The 14,137-nt window shown below is 64.3% G+C and carries 17 protein-coding genes; 12 read left to right on the plus strand and 5 right to left on the minus strand.

The annotated features are described in order from the left end of the window. Positions 1 to 38: 38 nt before the first annotated feature. Entirely contained in the window at positions 39 to 230 is a 192-nt protein-coding gene (locus tag BRA1253DRAFT_RS03215) for a hypothetical protein (protein WP_007591059.1), read from the plus strand. Positions 231 to 279: 49 nt separating this feature from the next. On the opposite strand, the gene BRA1253DRAFT_RS03220 is transcribed toward BRA1253DRAFT_RS03215, so the two are convergent. Next, a complete protein-coding gene (locus BRA1253DRAFT_RS03220) occupies positions 280 to 504 on the minus strand; it encodes a hypothetical protein (protein WP_007591061.1) in 225 nt (74 codons plus the stop codon). A 251-nt stretch (positions 505 to 755) separates the two neighbouring features. Here BRA1253DRAFT_RS03220 and BRA1253DRAFT_RS03225 point away from each other — a divergent pair, with 251 nt between their 5' ends. Further along, positions 756 to 1,073 (plus strand): DUF1476 domain-containing protein, encoded by a 318-nt coding sequence (locus BRA1253DRAFT_RS03225; protein ID WP_007591062.1) that lies wholly within the window; start codon positions 756 to 758, stop codon positions 1,071 to 1,073. An 18-nt stretch (positions 1,074 to 1,091) separates the two neighbouring features. On the opposite strand, the gene BRA1253DRAFT_RS03230 is transcribed toward BRA1253DRAFT_RS03225, so the two are convergent. Then, the gene (locus tag BRA1253DRAFT_RS03230) at positions 1,092 to 1,586 is read right to left on the minus strand and encodes a GNAT family N-acetyltransferase (RefSeq protein ID WP_007591064.1); all 495 of its coding nucleotides are present in this window, start codon (positions 1,584 to 1,586) and stop codon (positions 1,092 to 1,094) included. Beyond that, positions 1,576 to 2,160 carry a TIGR00645 family protein gene (locus BRA1253DRAFT_RS03235; RefSeq protein ID WP_007591065.1) on the minus strand — a complete coding sequence of 195 codons (585 nt, stop codon included), beginning with the start codon at positions 2,158 to 2,160 and terminating at the stop codon, positions 1,576 to 1,578. The genes BRA1253DRAFT_RS03230 and BRA1253DRAFT_RS03235 overlap by 11 nt, the downstream gene beginning before the upstream one ends. A gap of 158 nt (positions 2,161 to 2,318) precedes the next feature. Between BRA1253DRAFT_RS03235 and BRA1253DRAFT_RS03240 the strand changes: the two genes are divergently transcribed. Next, on the plus strand, positions 2,319 to 2,633 hold the full coding sequence (locus BRA1253DRAFT_RS03240) for a hypothetical protein (protein ID WP_007591066.1): 315 nt from the start codon (positions 2,319 to 2,321) through the stop codon (positions 2,631 to 2,633). 667 nt (positions 2,634 to 3,300) lie between these two features. Next, complete coding sequence (locus tag BRA1253DRAFT_RS03245) at positions 3,301 to 4,236, plus strand: septal ring lytic transglycosylase RlpA family protein (protein ID WP_007591072.1); 936 nt, start codon at positions 3,301 to 3,303, stop codon at positions 4,234 to 4,236. On the opposite strand, the gene BRA1253DRAFT_RS03250 is transcribed toward BRA1253DRAFT_RS03245, so the two are convergent. Then, a complete protein-coding gene (locus BRA1253DRAFT_RS03250; RefSeq protein ID WP_007591074.1) occupies positions 4,230 to 5,186 on the minus strand; it encodes an alpha/beta fold hydrolase in 957 nt (318 codons plus the stop codon). The genes BRA1253DRAFT_RS03245 and BRA1253DRAFT_RS03250 overlap by 7 nt on opposite strands. Positions 5,187 to 5,337: 151 nt before the next feature. Between BRA1253DRAFT_RS03250 and BRA1253DRAFT_RS03255 the strand changes: the two genes are divergently transcribed. From BRA1253DRAFT_RS03255 to BRA1253DRAFT_RS03265, 3 genes are read left to right on the plus strand one after another with little or no spacing between them, the layout of a single operon-like run. After that, positions 5,338 to 6,600 carry a D-alanyl-D-alanine carboxypeptidase family protein gene (locus BRA1253DRAFT_RS03255; protein WP_007591076.1) on the plus strand — a complete coding sequence of 421 codons (1,263 nt, stop codon included), beginning with the start codon at positions 5,338 to 5,340 and terminating at the stop codon, positions 6,598 to 6,600. 2 nt (positions 6,601 to 6,602) lie between these two features. Beyond that, positions 6,603 to 7,289, plus strand: coding sequence for a dTMP kinase (gene tmk / locus BRA1253DRAFT_RS03260; RefSeq protein WP_007591078.1), 687 nt, complete (start codon positions 6,603 to 6,605; stop codon positions 7,287 to 7,289). Then, positions 7,286 to 8,332, plus strand: a complete 1,047-nt coding sequence (locus BRA1253DRAFT_RS03265) for a DNA polymerase III subunit delta' (RefSeq protein WP_007591080.1) — start codon at positions 7,286 to 7,288, stop codon at positions 8,330 to 8,332. Before tmk ends, BRA1253DRAFT_RS03265 begins: the two co-directional genes overlap by 4 nt. Here BRA1253DRAFT_RS03265 and BRA1253DRAFT_RS45035 read toward each other — a convergent pair. Continuing rightward, positions 8,216 to 8,899: a hypothetical protein gene (locus BRA1253DRAFT_RS45035; RefSeq protein WP_245285853.1), complete on the minus strand. Its 684-nt coding sequence runs from the start codon at positions 8,897 to 8,899 to the stop codon at positions 8,216 to 8,218. The genes BRA1253DRAFT_RS03265 and BRA1253DRAFT_RS45035 overlap by 117 nt on opposite strands. On the opposite strand from BRA1253DRAFT_RS45035, the gene metG reads away from it, so the two are divergent. From metG to BRA1253DRAFT_RS03290, 5 genes are all read left to right on the plus strand, one after another. Beyond that, the gene (gene metG, locus BRA1253DRAFT_RS03270) at positions 8,898 to 10,454 is read left to right on the plus strand and encodes a methionine--tRNA ligase (protein ID WP_035994889.1); all 1,557 of its coding nucleotides are present in this window, start codon (positions 8,898 to 8,900) and stop codon (positions 10,452 to 10,454) included. The two genes, BRA1253DRAFT_RS45035 and metG, sit on opposite strands and share 2 nt — an antisense overlap. Before the next feature lie 12 nt (positions 10,455 to 10,466). Further along, complete coding sequence (locus tag BRA1253DRAFT_RS03275; RefSeq protein ID WP_007591084.1) at positions 10,467 to 11,243, plus strand: TatD family hydrolase; 777 nt, start codon at positions 10,467 to 10,469, stop codon at positions 11,241 to 11,243. Between the two features lie 13 nt (positions 11,244 to 11,256). Then, a complete protein-coding gene (locus tag BRA1253DRAFT_RS03280; protein ID WP_007591086.1) occupies positions 11,257 to 12,054 on the plus strand; it encodes an MBL fold metallo-hydrolase in 798 nt (265 codons plus the stop codon). 166 nt (positions 12,055 to 12,220) lie between these two features. Beyond that, on the plus strand, positions 12,221 to 12,814 hold the full coding sequence (locus tag BRA1253DRAFT_RS03285) for a TRAP transporter small permease (protein WP_007591089.1): 594 nt from the start codon (positions 12,221 to 12,223) through the stop codon (positions 12,812 to 12,814). 2 nt (positions 12,815 to 12,816) lie between these two features. Continuing rightward, positions 12,817 to 14,130 (plus strand): TRAP transporter large permease, encoded by a 1,314-nt coding sequence (locus BRA1253DRAFT_RS03290; RefSeq protein WP_007591091.1) that lies wholly within the window; start codon positions 12,817 to 12,819, stop codon positions 14,128 to 14,130. The last annotated feature ends 7 nt before the right edge of the window (positions 14,131 to 14,137 follow it).

Consider the following 14,137-nt stretch of genomic DNA (forward strand, 5'->3'; position numbering starts at 1 on the left):
CAAGGGGAACCCTTTCCTGACCCCTGCGTTATCTGGCCATGACGGAAGACATTTCCTACCGGCGCAAGCCCTTGACCCCCGAACAGCGGCAGGCGCGCGATGCGACACGCCGTATCGAAGCCGAAAAAGCCATGCGCGATCATGAAGCGGCGCAGAAGGCGTTTTATGCCAACAAGGAACGGCTGAGAGCCGAACGGTTGGCACGTGAACAGACGGAAGCCAAGGGCTGACCGCACGCGGTCGCCCCGTCAAAGATGTCCTTGCCCGCGAGCGCCTGCCTCAGTGCCGGTGAGGGACGCGCGTCACGCTCAACGCCTGCTTGAGCGCCTGAACGGCGGTTGCGAAAGATCTGCGAGGCGATTGCGCCTCGATCGCTTCCGCTGCGACGCGACAATCGTCGGCGACCTTGAGCAACCCGCTTCGCGCCAGGTCCATGGTGGAGAGGGCTGCCTGCTCAAGGCAGACCCGTTCAAGCCGTCGAAACTCCCGCAGTTCTTTGTTCATGCGTCAGCTCTCGATGTCTCCGGGCCATGGGGCGCTGAGTCTGCTTAATCAATGGTAAACATCTCTGCCTAGCCGGGTTGGCTGGCGTAGAGCTGGTGGGTGACCTGCACACCCCCGGTCTGGGCACGCCCAGCGGGCTTGACGGCGTTTGGCTTCCGCCGGAAGCTTCCAACGATCCAGATTTGAACCACGGAGACGTTCGCTTCCAGCCAGTCCGATCCCGATCAGCGAAAACCGAAATGGAGCTGACCATGACCACGTTCGACAAGCGCGAGCAGGGCTTCGAGGCCCAATTCGTCCACGACGAGGAACTCATGTTCAAGGCCACGGCCCGGTCCAACAAGCTGCTCGGGCTCTGGGCCGCCACCCAGCTCGGCCTCAGCGGCGATGCCGCGGCCAGCTACGCGACGGCGTTGGTGACGGACCATCTGGAGAACCAGTCGATGGACGACGTCGTGGGCAAAGTCTCGGCCGATCTTGCCGCCAGGGGCGTATCGCGCGAACAGGTCGGCCAGAAGTTCCAGGAATGCCTGCAACAGGCGGTTCAGCAGCTCGCGGCAAAATCCTGAACGGCGCGCCGTCGGCGCTCACAGCTCCATGTAGACGATCTCGATGGGCTCGCCGCCGAGGCCGTGAGAGAATTGCCCTCTGCCAGTGCTTCTGAAGCCGTATCGTTGGTAGAAGACTTCGGCATTGATCGTGGCTTCGAGACGGATTGGTCCGCTATGTCCGTCACGCGCCTGGGCGACGCCGATGTCGAGCAATCGCTGGCCAAGCCCGGAGCCGGCGGCCTCGGGCAGTACGAACAATCGGGTGACCTCGCCCGGCTCGGCGTCGACGAAGCCGACTATGACGCCGTTGCGAAGGCAGACGGTCATGCGTCCCCTGGCGATGAGCTCTTGGTAGAAGCGGGGCGTGCGCTCACCCATCCAGTTCTCGATCTGCGCCGGCGAATAGCATCCGTGCGCCAGACCTGCGATTGAAGCCTTGGTGATGTCGAACACCGCTTTCGCATCGTCCGCGCGTGCCGCCCTGAAAGACAGCTCTCCATCGGCGGAGCGCGGGCGGTCATTACTCGGCATGTTTGCGCATTCCGGAGTCGCTGAGCTTGTCGACGTAGGCTATGCCTAGGGCCGAGACGATGAAGGTGAGGTGGATCAGCACCTGCCACATCACGCCAGTCTCGGTGAATCCGGCGCGGTTCGACCCGAGATTGCCGGCCTCGATAAAGGTGCGCAGGAGCGCGATCGAGGAGATGCCGATGATGGCCATGGCGAGCTTGATCTTCAGCACGCTCGCGTTGACGTGGCCGAGCCATTCCGGCTCGTCCGGATGACCCTGAAGGTCGAGCCGCGAGACGAAGGTCTCGTAGCCGCCGACAATGACCATCACGAGCAGGTTGGAGATCATCACAACGTCGATCAGCGCCAGCACGCTCATCATGATCTGCTGCTCGGTGAGATCAATCGCGTGCCAGGACAGATGCCAGAGCTCCTTCAGGAACAGCACGATGTAGACGCATTGCGCCACGATCAGACCGAAATAGAGCGGCAGCTGCAGCCAGCGCGAGCCGAAGATGATCATCGCGATCAAGCCCAGGCGCGGCAAGGGCAGGCGCGGTTCGGTGCGGAGTTCGGGTCCAGGCTCAACCGACATTCAGCAGCATCCTCGCACCAAGATCATCCCGCTTCCTGTAACCCGACAAGATGGCCCGCGGAAGACGTGAGGCGCCTGTCGCTTTCCGAGGACCGTGCTGTTTCGTGCTATCGTGCCCGAGCGGCCTTCGTGCGACGGCCAGGATCGGGAGGCGGGTGGTGGCTTGCGGACTATCTTGCGGAGTATCTAGCAGCAGCTTCGGCAAATGGCCCGGCGCGATCGCGCTCTCTGCTGCAATCCTGGTCGGCTGCGGCGGCGCTGAGGTATCGGCCACGCCGCTGACGCCATTTCGCTACGAGGCGCAGGCGCAGCGTCATTGCCCGCACGACCGGGTCGTCTGGCTCGATTTCAGCAAAGGCGTCTACTACGGCAAAAGCCAGAAGCGGTACGGCCAGGGTTTTACCGGCAGCTTCGTCTGCTTGAGCGAAGCCCGCGACAGCCTCTATCGGCGTTCGCTGCTTGGACTGCGGTAAGCGTATTTTTCGTGCTGGGTGCTCAGGCGAAGGCCAATGCCACGAGGCTGGAGCACAGCAAGACCAAACCGCCGGCGGTCAATGCCAGGAAGCCATCGGATACGAGGTCATGGTTGCGCATGGGACACCTGCCGCTCTCGTCTGCGATGCTCGATCGGATCGACTAAAAATGTCCGAACGCGCCGTCTTGAAAGGGTGATGCTTGCCGTCCGCGCGAGTGCCTCAGGCCCTCGTGCGGTAACCTTCAAACGCATGGGCCAGGAAGATCCCCGCGCTTACCAAACCCATCAGTGCCGAAACCGTCTCGATCATCGTCTCATTCCATTCCGCCCTGCACGCGAGAAAACGCGGGCGGCCTTGCACAGTCAAAAGAATTCCAGGGAGCGGCGCGACAATGGGGGTGGAGTGAGGATTTGGCGCAACAGAATGTCCATGCCGGGCACAGAGCAGGGCGCCCGCGCCCCGTAGTTCAACGGGGCGAAAGCAAACGCCCCGTTTACCATCCCGGCGGGATCGCTGTGGGCTCCCCATTTCCGCCGTGTTCGGGTTGCGTTATCGTTACCACTTCCGACGCGGTGGTGGGCCGCCTCGGAGCAAAGGACCGGACAGCGCTGCCCGTAGTCAAAGCGGGTTAGGTACGCCTCCGGCAAAGTGGTATTTGGGGCGAATGGGGATCCGACGGTCAGATTCGGTTTTGCGGGCCGCGCGCGCTGTTGCGGCGGTCGCGACCTGCCTTGCGCTCGCCAATTGCGCGTCCTCCAACAAATTCGCCAGCCGGGTCGATCCGAAATACGGCGTGTCCTCGAGCCCCCGGGTCGTGGCTTTGGGTGATCCGGTCCCGAAGGGCGGCGGCGCCTACCGCGTCGGCAAGCCCTATGTGGTGGGCGGCCGGACCTATGTTCCCGAAGAGGACGTCAACTACCGCGCCGAGGGAATGGCGTCCTGGTACGGCGACGATTTCCACGGCCGCCTGACCGCCAATGGCGAAGTGTTCGACATGGGCTCGCTGACGGCGGCGCATCCGACCCTGCCGATGCCGTCCTATGCGCGGGTGACCAACGTCTCGAACGGCAAGTCGCTGATCGTCCGCGTCAATGACCGCGGGCCCTATCACGGCAACCGGCTCATCGACGTCTCGAACAAGGCGGCCGAACTGCTTGAATTCAAAGGCAATGGGATCGCCAAGGTTCGTGTCGAATATGTCGGGCGGGCGCCGCTGGAAGGCTCCGACGACCGCCAGCTGATGGCCACCTTGCGCACCGGGACCCCGGCGCCGTCGCCCTCGATGGTCCGTGTCGCCTCGGCGAGGCCGTTCGTGCCGGAGCTGCCGTCGTCGAACCGCGGTGCCATGCGCGGCGAAGTTCCGACGCCGGAGGGACGGCCCTACAATCTCGGCAACACCTCCGCCGACATGGCTTCACTCAGTGCGACCTCGGAAATGTCGGCCTCGAGCCGCAACCGGGGCCGGGCGCTCCAGAACGCCCGCGCCGTGTCCTATGACGGGGACGGCCGCTATGCCACCGAGAGCACACCGTCCGGCGCCTACGCCTCGGACGGCGCTGCCGAGGCCCGCGGCATCCTGAGCGGCCGCGGCCTCTACTGAGCCGCGCTTTCCTTCAGGAAACTCACCAGCGCCGCATTCACCTCATCGGGCCGCTCCTGCTGGACCCAATGGCCGGCGCCCTCGATGATCAGCTTTCGCTTCAGATTGGGCAGCACGCGCTCGAGCTCGTTGATGCGCTTGGCTCCGATCAGGCCCGTGATGACGGCGTCTTTCGAACCGGCAATGAAGAGCGAGGGCTGATGGATCTGCGCATCCTGCCAGGGCGCCGTCAGCTCCCAATTGCGGTCGAGGTTGCGATACCAGTTCAGGCCGCCACGAAAACCGGATTTGCGGAAGGTTTCGGTGAAATAGGCAAGGTCAGTCTCGCTGAGCCAAGCAGGCAGAGGCTCCTCCGGGTTGCCGTGGCCGAGGAAGCCCTTGCCCTCCAGCACGAACATGGCTGCGGAGGGATCGGCAAGGCCGCGCCCGCCGAGCACGATGCGCATGGTCCGCGCGACGTCACGCTCGAACTCGGCTTCGGCAACGCCGGGTGCCTGGAAATACTGCCAATAGAAGTTGGTGATGCCGCCCTGGCGCAGGAGGTCGAGCGGCTTGCCGCGGCCGCGGAACGGCGGCGGCACGCTCAGGCCGGCGACCGCCGTGAAGATGTCCGGCCGGAACAGCGCCGCGTGCCAGGCCACCGGTGCACCCCAATCGTGGCCGACCACCATCGCTTTGCTCTCGCCAAGCGCCTGCACGAGGCCGACGATGTCGCCGACCGTGTCGAAGATCGAATAGGCTGTCGCCTCGGGCGGCGCTGAGCTCTGGCCATAGCCGCGCATGTCGGGGGCGACGACACGAAAGCCGGCCTGCGCCAGCGCCGGGATCTGGTGGCGCCAGGAATAGGAGAGTTCCGGCCAGCCGTGGCACAGCACCACCAGCGGACCCTGACCGGCTTCACGGATGAACAGGTCGATGCCGTTGGCCTTGATCACGCGGGTGGAGGACATCGCTTTTCCGCCTTGTTTCAGGGGTTTGGTCAGAAAATCTGAGGTGCCACGATAGGGGCGGGACGAGAATCGTGCAATCTCGGGACAAGCGGCCACCCCGTGTTGTTCGCACCCGCTCCAACTGTTAGAACGCCGCTCTCAGGGCTTGGCCATGGAATTTCATCTTTCCTCGTTTGGGCGCCCCCGGTTCACCGCCGGAGCGCTGGCGCGTGGGCTGATCGCGACGGCTCTGGTGGCGGCAATCGGCTGGGGCGGAGCCCTCTACGCCGCCAACCAGAGCGTCCAGGGCGCCAAGAAAACGGATGACTCCGGCTTCGACGGCGACGCCCCGACCGCTATCCTGATCGAGGCCTCGAGCGGCAGTGTGCTGTTCGAGAAGAACGCCGACGAGCTGCGCGCGCCCTCCAGCATGATGAAGCTGATGACCGCCGAGGTCGTCTTCAACGCCATCAAGAAGGGCGACATCAAGCTGACTGACGAATACCGGATCAGCGAGAACGCCTGGCGCAGGGGCGGCGCCCCTTCCGGCGGCTCGACCATGTTCGCTGCGATCAACAGCAAGGTCACGGTGGACGATCTCCTGCACGGGGCGATCATCCAGAGCGGCAACGATGCCTGCATTGCGCTGGCCGAAGCCATGGCGGGCAACGAGCGGATTTTCGCCGCCGACTTCATGACCAAGCGCGCCCGCGAGCTTGGCCTGACGAAGTCGACCTTCGGCAATTCCAACGGCTTGCCCGACCCCGCCAACAAGATGACGGTGCGCGAGCTCGGCATCCTCGCCCGGCACATCATCCTCGACTTCCCCGAATTCTACAAACTGTTCGGCGAGAAGGAATACACCTGGAACAAGATCCGCCAGCCCAACCGCAATCCGCTGCTCAATTCGATGGAAGGCGCCGACGGACTGAAGACCGGCTACACCAAGGAAGGCGGCTACGGCATGGTCGGCTCGGCGGTGCAGAACGGCACGCGGCTGATCGTCGTCGTCAACGGGCTGGAAGACCCCGAAGATCGCGCCACCGAAGCCAAGAAGATGCTGGAATGGGGTTTTCGCAATTTCGAGACCCGCACCCTGATCGCGGCCGATCAGCCCGTCGGCTACGCCAAGGTGTTCGGCGGCGAGAGCCGCTCGGTGAGACTGGTCGCCAAGACGCCCGTGAAAGTGATGGTGCACAAGAACGGCACCGACAAGCTGATCGCGCGCGTCGTCTATAGCGGTCCGGTGCGCGCGCCGGTCGAGGCTGGGCAGAAGGTCGGGCTGGTCAGGGTCTGGCGCAGCGGCAACATCGCGGTGGAGACGCCGGTCTATGCCGCTGACGCGATCGGCACCGGCTCGACCGTACGGCGTGCAATCGACGGCGCCAGCGAGCTCGTGATCGGCATGTTCCGTGCGGGCGCCGAGAAGCTCTGATCATGAGTGAAAGCGCGGTCAAGTGGCCGTCCGGACGCGGGCGTTTCGTCACCTTTGAAGGCGGCGAGGGCACGGGCAAGTCGACCCAGATCAAGAAGCTCGCCGACCGTCTCAAGGCGGCCAGGATGCGCATCCTCGTCACCCGCGAGCCGGGGGGCTCGCCCGGCGCGGAGATCATGCGCCACCTCGTGCTGTCAGGCATGGGCAAGCTGCTCGGACCCGAGGCCGAGACGCTGCTGTTCGCGGCGGCCCGCGACGACCATGTCCGCACCGTGATCCAGCCTGCGCTCAACCAGGGCACCTGGGTGCTCTGCGACCGCTTCGCCGATTCGACGCGGGCCTATCAGGGCAGCCTCGGCCAGGTGCCGGCGGCGCTGATCAACGCGATGCAGCGGGTCACGATCGGCGATCTCAAACCGGACCTCACCATCATTCTGGACCTGCCGGTCGAGATCGGCTTGCAGCGCGCGGCCGCTCGCCGCGGCAGCGGCACGCCAGACAGGTTCGAGGCCGAGAAGCTCGGTTTCCATCAGGGCCTGCGCGAGGCCTATCGCAAGATCGCAGCGGACGATCCTGCGCGCTGCGTGCTGATCGACGCCAATTCTGACCCCGACACGGTTGCCGGGCGCGTCTGGACCGCGCTGCGCGATCGCCTGCTTCCGACGCCGGCATCGGTGGTGTCCATATGAGCCCGCGTCAGACCGAGCGCGAAACTGCCATGTCTCATCCGCGCGAGACGAGCGTTCTGTTCGGCCATCGCGAGGCCGAGACCGCGCTGCTGGCCGCCTATCGCAGCGGGCGCATCCCGCATGCCTGGCTGATTGGCGGGCCGCAAGGCATCGGCAAGGCGACGCTGGCATATCGGATGGCGCGCTTCGTGCTCGCTCACGGCCAGCCGTCCGCTCCCTTCGTGCAGCGCGCCGAAGACCTCGCCATCAATCGTGATGACGCCGTGGCGCGGCAGGTGGCGGCGAGCTCGCATGGTGGCCTGCTGACGCTGGAGCGCACCGCCAATGATCGCGGCGTGATGCGCACCGTGATCACCGTGGACGAGACGCGCGAGACGATCGGCTTCTTCGGCTCGACCGCAGCGGCCGAAGGCTGGCGTGTCTGCATCGTCGACACCGTCGACGAGCTCAATCCGAATGCCGCCAACGCGCTGCTGAAAATTCTCGAGGAGCCGCCGCAGCAATCGCTGTTCCTGCTGGTGAGCCACGCGCCGGCGCGTGTGCTCGCCACAATCCAGTCGCGCTGCCGCAAGCTGCGCCTGCGCGCGCTCGCAACCGACGACGTGATTGCTGCAGCCGCAACAGCTGCCGATCTCGACCCGAATGATCCGGCGTTGCGCGAGGCGGCGGAGGCGTCCGAGGGCAGCGTCGCGCGGGCGCTGACGCTGCTCGGCGGTGACGCCCTGAAGCTCCAGCAGCGCACGGCCGCGCTGCTGGCGCGACTGCCGCAGGTCGATCCGCGCGAATTGCACACGCTCGGCGAATCGCTCGGCACCAGCGACCGCGTTGCGCTTGCCGCCTTCATCGACGGCATCGATCGCTGGATCGCGGAACGCCTGCACGCCGACGAGGCCAATGCCAACCAGAATCTGCCGCGCCTTGCGCGCCTAGCTGAGGTATGGGAAAAGATCGTCCGCGCCGCGCGCGACACCGAAACCTACAATCTGGAGCGAAAGCCCTTGGTTTTCTCGGTGTTCGGCTGGCTGGCGGACGCGACGCGCTAGAGCATGATCCGGAAAACTGTGCAGCGGTTTTCCGATGGGGCCATGCTCAAGACGATAAACTAACGCAGGTTCGTTTCCAAATTTCGAGAAGCCGGTAAAGGAATTCGTCGTGGCAGCGCGAGCTAAAAAAACCGCCAAGGGCAAGAGCAGCAAGAAGAAGGCTGCCACGAAGGCCGTCAAGAAAGCCGCGAAGAAGGCCGTGAAGGCGCGCACACGCAAAGCTGCCAAAAAGGTCAAGAAAGCCACGAAGACCAAAAAGACAGCCGCCAAGAAAACCGGGAAGAAGAGCGCCGCGAAGACGGCAAAGAAGGCAGCGAAGAAGCAGGTCCTTGTAAAGAAACCGGTGAAGACTGCGACCAAAAAGCCAGCCAAGGCTTCGGAAAAAAACAAGGCTTCGGCGAAAACCAAGGCCCCGGCGAAGAAGATTGCCAAGACGGCGAGGGTGGCTGCGCCCGCCGTGACCGCCACACCAGCTCCTGTCGCCGCGCCGCCGAAGCCCAATGTCTCGAAGCCCAAGGCTCCGCGCGCGCCGAAGTCCATCGCAGCGCCGCAGGCCAACACGCCCATGGCCGTCCCCGCGCGCGACAACGTCTTCTACATCACGACCGCCATCGCCTATCCCAATGGCAGCCCACATATCGGCCACGCCTACGAGGCGATCGCGACCGATACGTTGGCGCGGTTCGCGCGGCTCGACGGCAAGGACGTGTTCTTCCTGACCGGCACCGACGAGCACGGCCAGAAGATGGTTCAGACCGCGGCCAGCGAAAAAATGTCCGTCTCGGAGCTAGCAGCCCGCAATGCCGGCCGCTTCAAGCAGATGGACGAGCGCCTCGACGTGTCGTTCGACCGTTTCATCCGCACCACCGAGGAACAGCATCATCGCTCCAGCCAGGAGATATGGCGGCGCATGGAAGCGAACGGGGATATCTATGCCGACATCTATGCCGGCTGGTATTCCGTGCGCGATGAAGCCTATTACGCGGAGGACGAGACGCGCCTGAACGACGACGGCGTGCGGCTCGGGCCGCAGGGCACGCCGGTCGAATGGGTCGAGGAGAAGAGCTACTTCTTCCGCCTGTCGGCCTATCAGGACACGCTGCTCAAGCTGTACGAGACGCAGCCCAATTTCATCGGCCCCGACTCCCGCAAGAACGAGGTGGTGAGCTTCGTCAAGGGCGGCCTGCGCGATCTGTCGATCTCGCGCACGACGTTCGACTGGGGCGTCAAGGTGCCCGGCGACGAAGAGCACGTGATGTATGTCTGGGTCGACGCGCTCACCAACTACATCACTGGCGTCGGTTTCCCCGACGAGAGCGACAAGAACTGGCGTTATTGGCCTGCCGACGTGCACATCATCGGCAAGGACATCATCCGCTTCCATGCGGTGTACTGGCCGGCTTTCCTGATGTCGGCAGGCATTCCGCTCCCGAAGCGGGTCTATGCGCATGGCTTCCTGTTCAGCAGGGGCGAGAAGATGTCGAAGTCGGTCGGCAACGTGGTCGATCCCTTCAACCTCGCCGACCAGTACGGCGTCGACCAGATGCGCTATTTCTTTCTGCGCGAGGTGCCGTTCGGCCAGGACGGCAACTACAATCACGAGGCCATCGTCGCGCGCATCAATGCCGATCTCGCCAACGATCTCGGCAACCTCGCGCAGCGCTCGCTGTCGATGATCGCCAAGCAGCTCGGCGGGGTGCTCCCGGAGCCCGGCGAATTCAGCGACAACGACAAGGCGATCCTGTCACAAGCCGACGGCATGCTCGCGGCGGCCCGCGAAGCGATGGCGACGCAGCAAATCCATCACTGGCTCAATGCTGTGTGGGCCGTGGTCGCCGAAGCCAACCGCTATTTCGCGGGCGAAGCGCCGTGGGCGCTCGCCAAGACCGATCCTGTCAGGCAGAGGACGGTGCTCTACGTCACCGCGGAAGTCGTGCGCCAGATCGCGATCCTGGCCCAGCCGGCGATGCCGACGGCCTCGGGATTGCTGCTGAACAGCCTCGGGATCCCCGAAGGGGAGCGCAACTTCGCTGCGCTCGGCGGCGCAACGCGCATCGCGCCAGGTACGACGCTGCCCGCGCCGACGCCGGCCTTCCCGCGCTATATCGAGCCAGCGGCGTAAGGCGAGCACACCATGCTGGTCGACAGCCACTGCCATTTGGATTTTCCGGACTTTGCGGAGGATCTCGACGGGATCGTGTCGCGGGCGCGAGCGGCCGGTATCGGCCGCATGGTCACCATTTCGACGCGGGTGAGAAAGCTGAACCAGCTTCTGGCCATCGCCGAGCGCTACGACGACGTCTATTGCTCGGTCGGCACCCATCCGCATAACGCCGATGAGGAAGACGGCGTCGCGCCGGACGAGCTGATCGCGCTGACGCAGCACCCCAAGGTCGTCGCGCTCGGCGAAGCCGGGCTCGACTATTTCTACGACAACGGCTCGCCGGAGGCGCAGGCGAGGGGCTTTCGTGCCCACATCGCCGCCGCCCGCGCTACCGGCCTGCCGCTGGTGATCCACACCCGCGAGGCGGATGAGGATTGCGGCCGTATCCTGGAAGAGGAGACGGCAAAGGGATCGTTTCGCGCCGTGTTGCATTGTTACACCGGCGGGCGCGAGTTGGCGCTGAAGGCGGTCTCGCTCGGGCTCTACATCGGTTTCACGGGCATCCTGACCTTCAAGAAGTCCGAAGTTTTGCGCGCGCTTGCGACCGAACTGCCGTCCGACCGTATTCTGGTTGAAACAGACTCGCCCTACCTTGCGCCGGGCAAGTTCCGGGGCAAGCGCAACGAACCGGCCTACGTGGTCGAGGTCGCAAAAGTGCTCGCCGAAACACGCGGCGTGTCGTTTGACGAGATCTCGCGCCAGACAAGCGAAAACTTCTTTCGCCTGTTCTCCAGGGTGAAAGCTTAGAACTGGGAGCCGCATGACGCTGACGCTGACGATCCTGGGCTGCGGCTCCTCCGCCGGCGTGCCGCGCCCGGCACTCGGCTGGGGTGCCTGCGATCCCAACAATCCCAAGAATCGCCGTCGCCGCTGTTCGCTGCTGGTCGAGCAGACATCGGACGAGGGCACCACGCGTATCGTGATCGACACCTCGCCGGACCTGCGCGAGCAATTGCTCTCGACCAATGTCGACCACATCGATGCAGTGTTCCTGACCCACGAGCACGCCGACCAGACCCACGGCATGGACGATCTGCGTTCGGTCGTGATGCACATGCGCCGGCGGATTCCGACCTATCTCAATCAGACGACTGCGAACGACATCATGTCGCGGTTCTCCTATTGCTTCGTCTCGCCGGCGGGCAGCGACTACCCGCCGATCCTGACGGCGCAGTCGATCGAGGCTGGTGAAAGCCAGACCATCCAGGGGAAGGGCGGCCCGGTGACGATGACCGCCTTCCTGGTGCAGCATGGCAACATTCCCGCGCTGGGCTATCGCATCGGCGATGCCGCCTACACACCCGACCTCAACGACATCCCGCGCGAGAGCTGGGGCGCCCTGGAAAATCTGGATCTCTGGATCGTCGATGGCCTGCGCTACACCAGCCATGTCAGCCATTTCAGCATCAACGACGCGTTGTCCTGGATCGAGCGCTTCAAGCCGAAGCGCGCCGTCATCACCAACATGACGGCCGACGTCGACTATGAGGTGATCCGGCAGTCGCTGCCGGCGGGAGTGGTGCCCGCGTATGACGGGCTGCGGCTCGAGACCCGCTGAACCTGCGGTGGAAATTCCGGCGAGAGCCGGCATACTCCTTGCTTGCGCTGGCCCCATCATGTTGATCTAACGTCTGAAAGACAGGGCGCTGGGCAGGGGCGATATTCATGCAGGACCGGCGCGCGACGTGCGATCGCCGGGACCGTCTGAATCGCCTCGTGTGAGGATGGGGATCGCGTTGGCAGGGGACGATGTCACGAGCCGGGGACCGGTGCGACGCGCGCTGGATCTCCTTTATCTCGGTGCGGGCTACGCCGCCGGCGCCTTCATGGTTGCGATCTTTGCAATCATGATGATCATGTCGATCGGGCGCCAGTTTGCGGTCAACATTCCCGCCGGCGATGATTTCGCCTCCTGGTGCATGGCCGCGATGGCATTCCTCGGCCTCGCTCACACCTTCAAGCGCGGCGAGATGATCCGGGTCGGCCTGCTGCTGGAGCGTTTGCATGGGCGCTCCAAACAGGTTGCGGAGGTCGTGGCCCTCGGCATTGCCGCTGCTTTCATCCTCTATTTCACCCGGCATGCCGTGCAGATGACCTACGATTCCTGGCGCTTCAACGACGTGGCGCAGGGCGTCGTCGCGCTTCCGCTCTGGATTCCGCAGCTCGGGTTTTCCGGCGGACTCGTGATCCTGTCGATCGCGCTCATTGATGAAATGGTCAGTGTCGTCAGCGGCAACCGGCCGAGCTACGAGAAGGGCTCGCCGGACGAGACCCCGGACGAATTCATCGAACGCATCTCACAGGGCGGCGGAGGTTGACGATGGCCAATCTCGGCATGATCGAACTGTCGTTCATTCTGCTCGGCGTCATGATCGTGCTGCTGGGAAGCGGCATCTGGATCGCGGTCTCGCTCGGCCTCGTCGGCTTCGTAGCGATGGCGCTGACCACGAGCCTGCCGCTCGGCTCGGTGCTTGCGACCACGACATGGAGCGCAAGCTCGTCATGGACGCTCGCCGCGCTGCCGCTGTTCATCTGGATGGGCGAGATCCTCTTCCGCACTAAATTATCCGAGGAGATGTTTCGAGGCCTGTCGCCCTGGGTGCAGTGGCTGCCGGGGCGCCTCACTCATGTCAACGTGATCGGCTGCGGCATCTTCGCGGCGGTGTCGGGCTCGTCGGCGGCGACCTGTGCGACCATCGGCAAGATCGCGCTGCCCGAACTGGACAAGCGTGGTTACGACAAGGGCCTCAGTCTCGGCTCGCTCGCGGGCTCCGGCACGCTCGGCCTGCTGATCCCGCCGTCGATCCCGATGGTGGTCTATGCGGTCACGGCGAATGTCTCCGTGCTTCAGGTGTTCCTCGGCGGCTTTCTGCCCGGCGTGCTCGTGATGGTGCTCTATTCCGGCTACATCATCATCTGGTCGCTGCTGAACCCGAAGAAGATTCCGCCGCGCGATCCCCCGATGCCGTTTCGCCAGAAGCTGCGCGAGTCGGCCAGGCTTGCGCCCTGCCTGTTGCTGATCCTGGCGGTCTTCCTCTCGCTCGTGCTCGGCTTTGCGACGGCGACCGAATGCGCCGCCTGGGGCGTTTCGGGCGCGCTGCTGCTGGCGTGGTGGAGCCGCACGCTCACGCGCAAGAACTTCCTCGAGAGCATCATGAGCGCGACGCGCCTGACCTGCATGATCATGCTGATCCTGGCGGGCGCTGCCTACACGACCGCAGCGATGGCCTATACGGGCATTCCGGCGGCTCTCGCCACCTGGGTCCAGGGCCAGCAGCTCACGCCGGGCATGCTCGCGCTGTATCTGAGCATCATGTACATCATCCTGGGATGCCTGATCGACGGCATCTCGATGATCGTCCTGACCGCCGTGATCGTGCTGCCGATGGTCAAGCAGGCCGGTCTCGACCTGGTCTGGTTCGGCGTCTATCTCATCATCCACGTCGAGATGGCGCAGATCACGCCGCCGGTCGGTTTCAATCTGTTCGTGCTCCAGAACATGAGTGGGCGTGATACCTTGACCGTCGCGCGGGCGGCGTTCCCGTTCTTCGTGCTGCTGCTCGCGGCCGTGTTCATCATCACGGAATATCCGCAGATCGTGATGTTCTTGCCCAAGCTCGCTTTCCCAGACTGAGCGTACC

Source organism: Bradyrhizobium sp. WSM1253, assembly GCF_000244935.1.
GTDB classification, from domain to species: Bacteria; Pseudomonadota; Alphaproteobacteria; order Rhizobiales; family Xanthobacteraceae; genus Bradyrhizobium; species Bradyrhizobium canariense.

Coding starts and splice junctions, on each gene's coding strand:
- BRA1253DRAFT_RS03215 (WP_007591059.1), top strand. CDS start 39: ATGACGGAAGACATTTCCTACCGGCGCAAGCCCTTGACCCCCGAACAG.
- BRA1253DRAFT_RS03220 (WP_007591061.1), bottom strand. CDS start 504: ATGAACAAAGAACTGCGGGAGTTTCGACGGCTTGAACGGGTCTGCCTT.
- BRA1253DRAFT_RS03225 (WP_007591062.1), top strand. CDS start 756: ATGACCACGTTCGACAAGCGCGAGCAGGGCTTCGAGGCCCAATTCGTC.
- BRA1253DRAFT_RS03230 (WP_007591064.1), bottom strand. CDS start 1,586: ATGCCGAGTAATGACCGCCCGCGCTCCGCCGATGGAGAGCTGTCTTTC.
- BRA1253DRAFT_RS03235 (WP_007591065.1), bottom strand. CDS start 2,160: ATGTCGGTTGAGCCTGGACCCGAACTCCGCACCGAACCGCGCCTGCCC.
- BRA1253DRAFT_RS03245 (WP_007591072.1), top strand. CDS start 3,301: ATGGGGATCCGACGGTCAGATTCGGTTTTGCGGGCCGCGCGCGCTGTT.
- BRA1253DRAFT_RS03250 (WP_007591074.1), bottom strand. CDS start 5,186: ATGTCCTCCACCCGCGTGATCAAGGCCAACGGCATCGACCTGTTCATC.
- BRA1253DRAFT_RS03255 (WP_007591076.1), top strand. CDS start 5,338: ATGGAATTTCATCTTTCCTCGTTTGGGCGCCCCCGGTTCACCGCCGGA.
- tmk (WP_007591078.1), top strand. CDS start 6,603: ATGAGTGAAAGCGCGGTCAAGTGGCCGTCCGGACGCGGGCGTTTCGTC.
- BRA1253DRAFT_RS03265 (WP_007591080.1), top strand. CDS start 7,286: ATGAGCCCGCGTCAGACCGAGCGCGAAACTGCCATGTCTCATCCGCGC.
- metG (WP_035994889.1), top strand. CDS start 8,898: ATGGCCGTCCCCGCGCGCGACAACGTCTTCTACATCACGACCGCCATC.
- BRA1253DRAFT_RS45035 (WP_245285853.1), bottom strand. CDS start 8,899: ATGGGCGTGTTGGCCTGCGGCGCTGCGATGGACTTCGGCGCGCGCGGA.
- BRA1253DRAFT_RS03275 (WP_007591084.1), top strand. CDS start 10,467: ATGCTGGTCGACAGCCACTGCCATTTGGATTTTCCGGACTTTGCGGAG.
- BRA1253DRAFT_RS03280 (WP_007591086.1), top strand. CDS start 11,257: ATGACGCTGACGCTGACGATCCTGGGCTGCGGCTCCTCCGCCGGCGTG.
- BRA1253DRAFT_RS03285 (WP_007591089.1), top strand. CDS start 12,221: ATGGGGATCGCGTTGGCAGGGGACGATGTCACGAGCCGGGGACCGGTG.
- BRA1253DRAFT_RS03290 (WP_007591091.1), top strand. CDS start 12,817: ATGGCCAATCTCGGCATGATCGAACTGTCGTTCATTCTGCTCGGCGTC.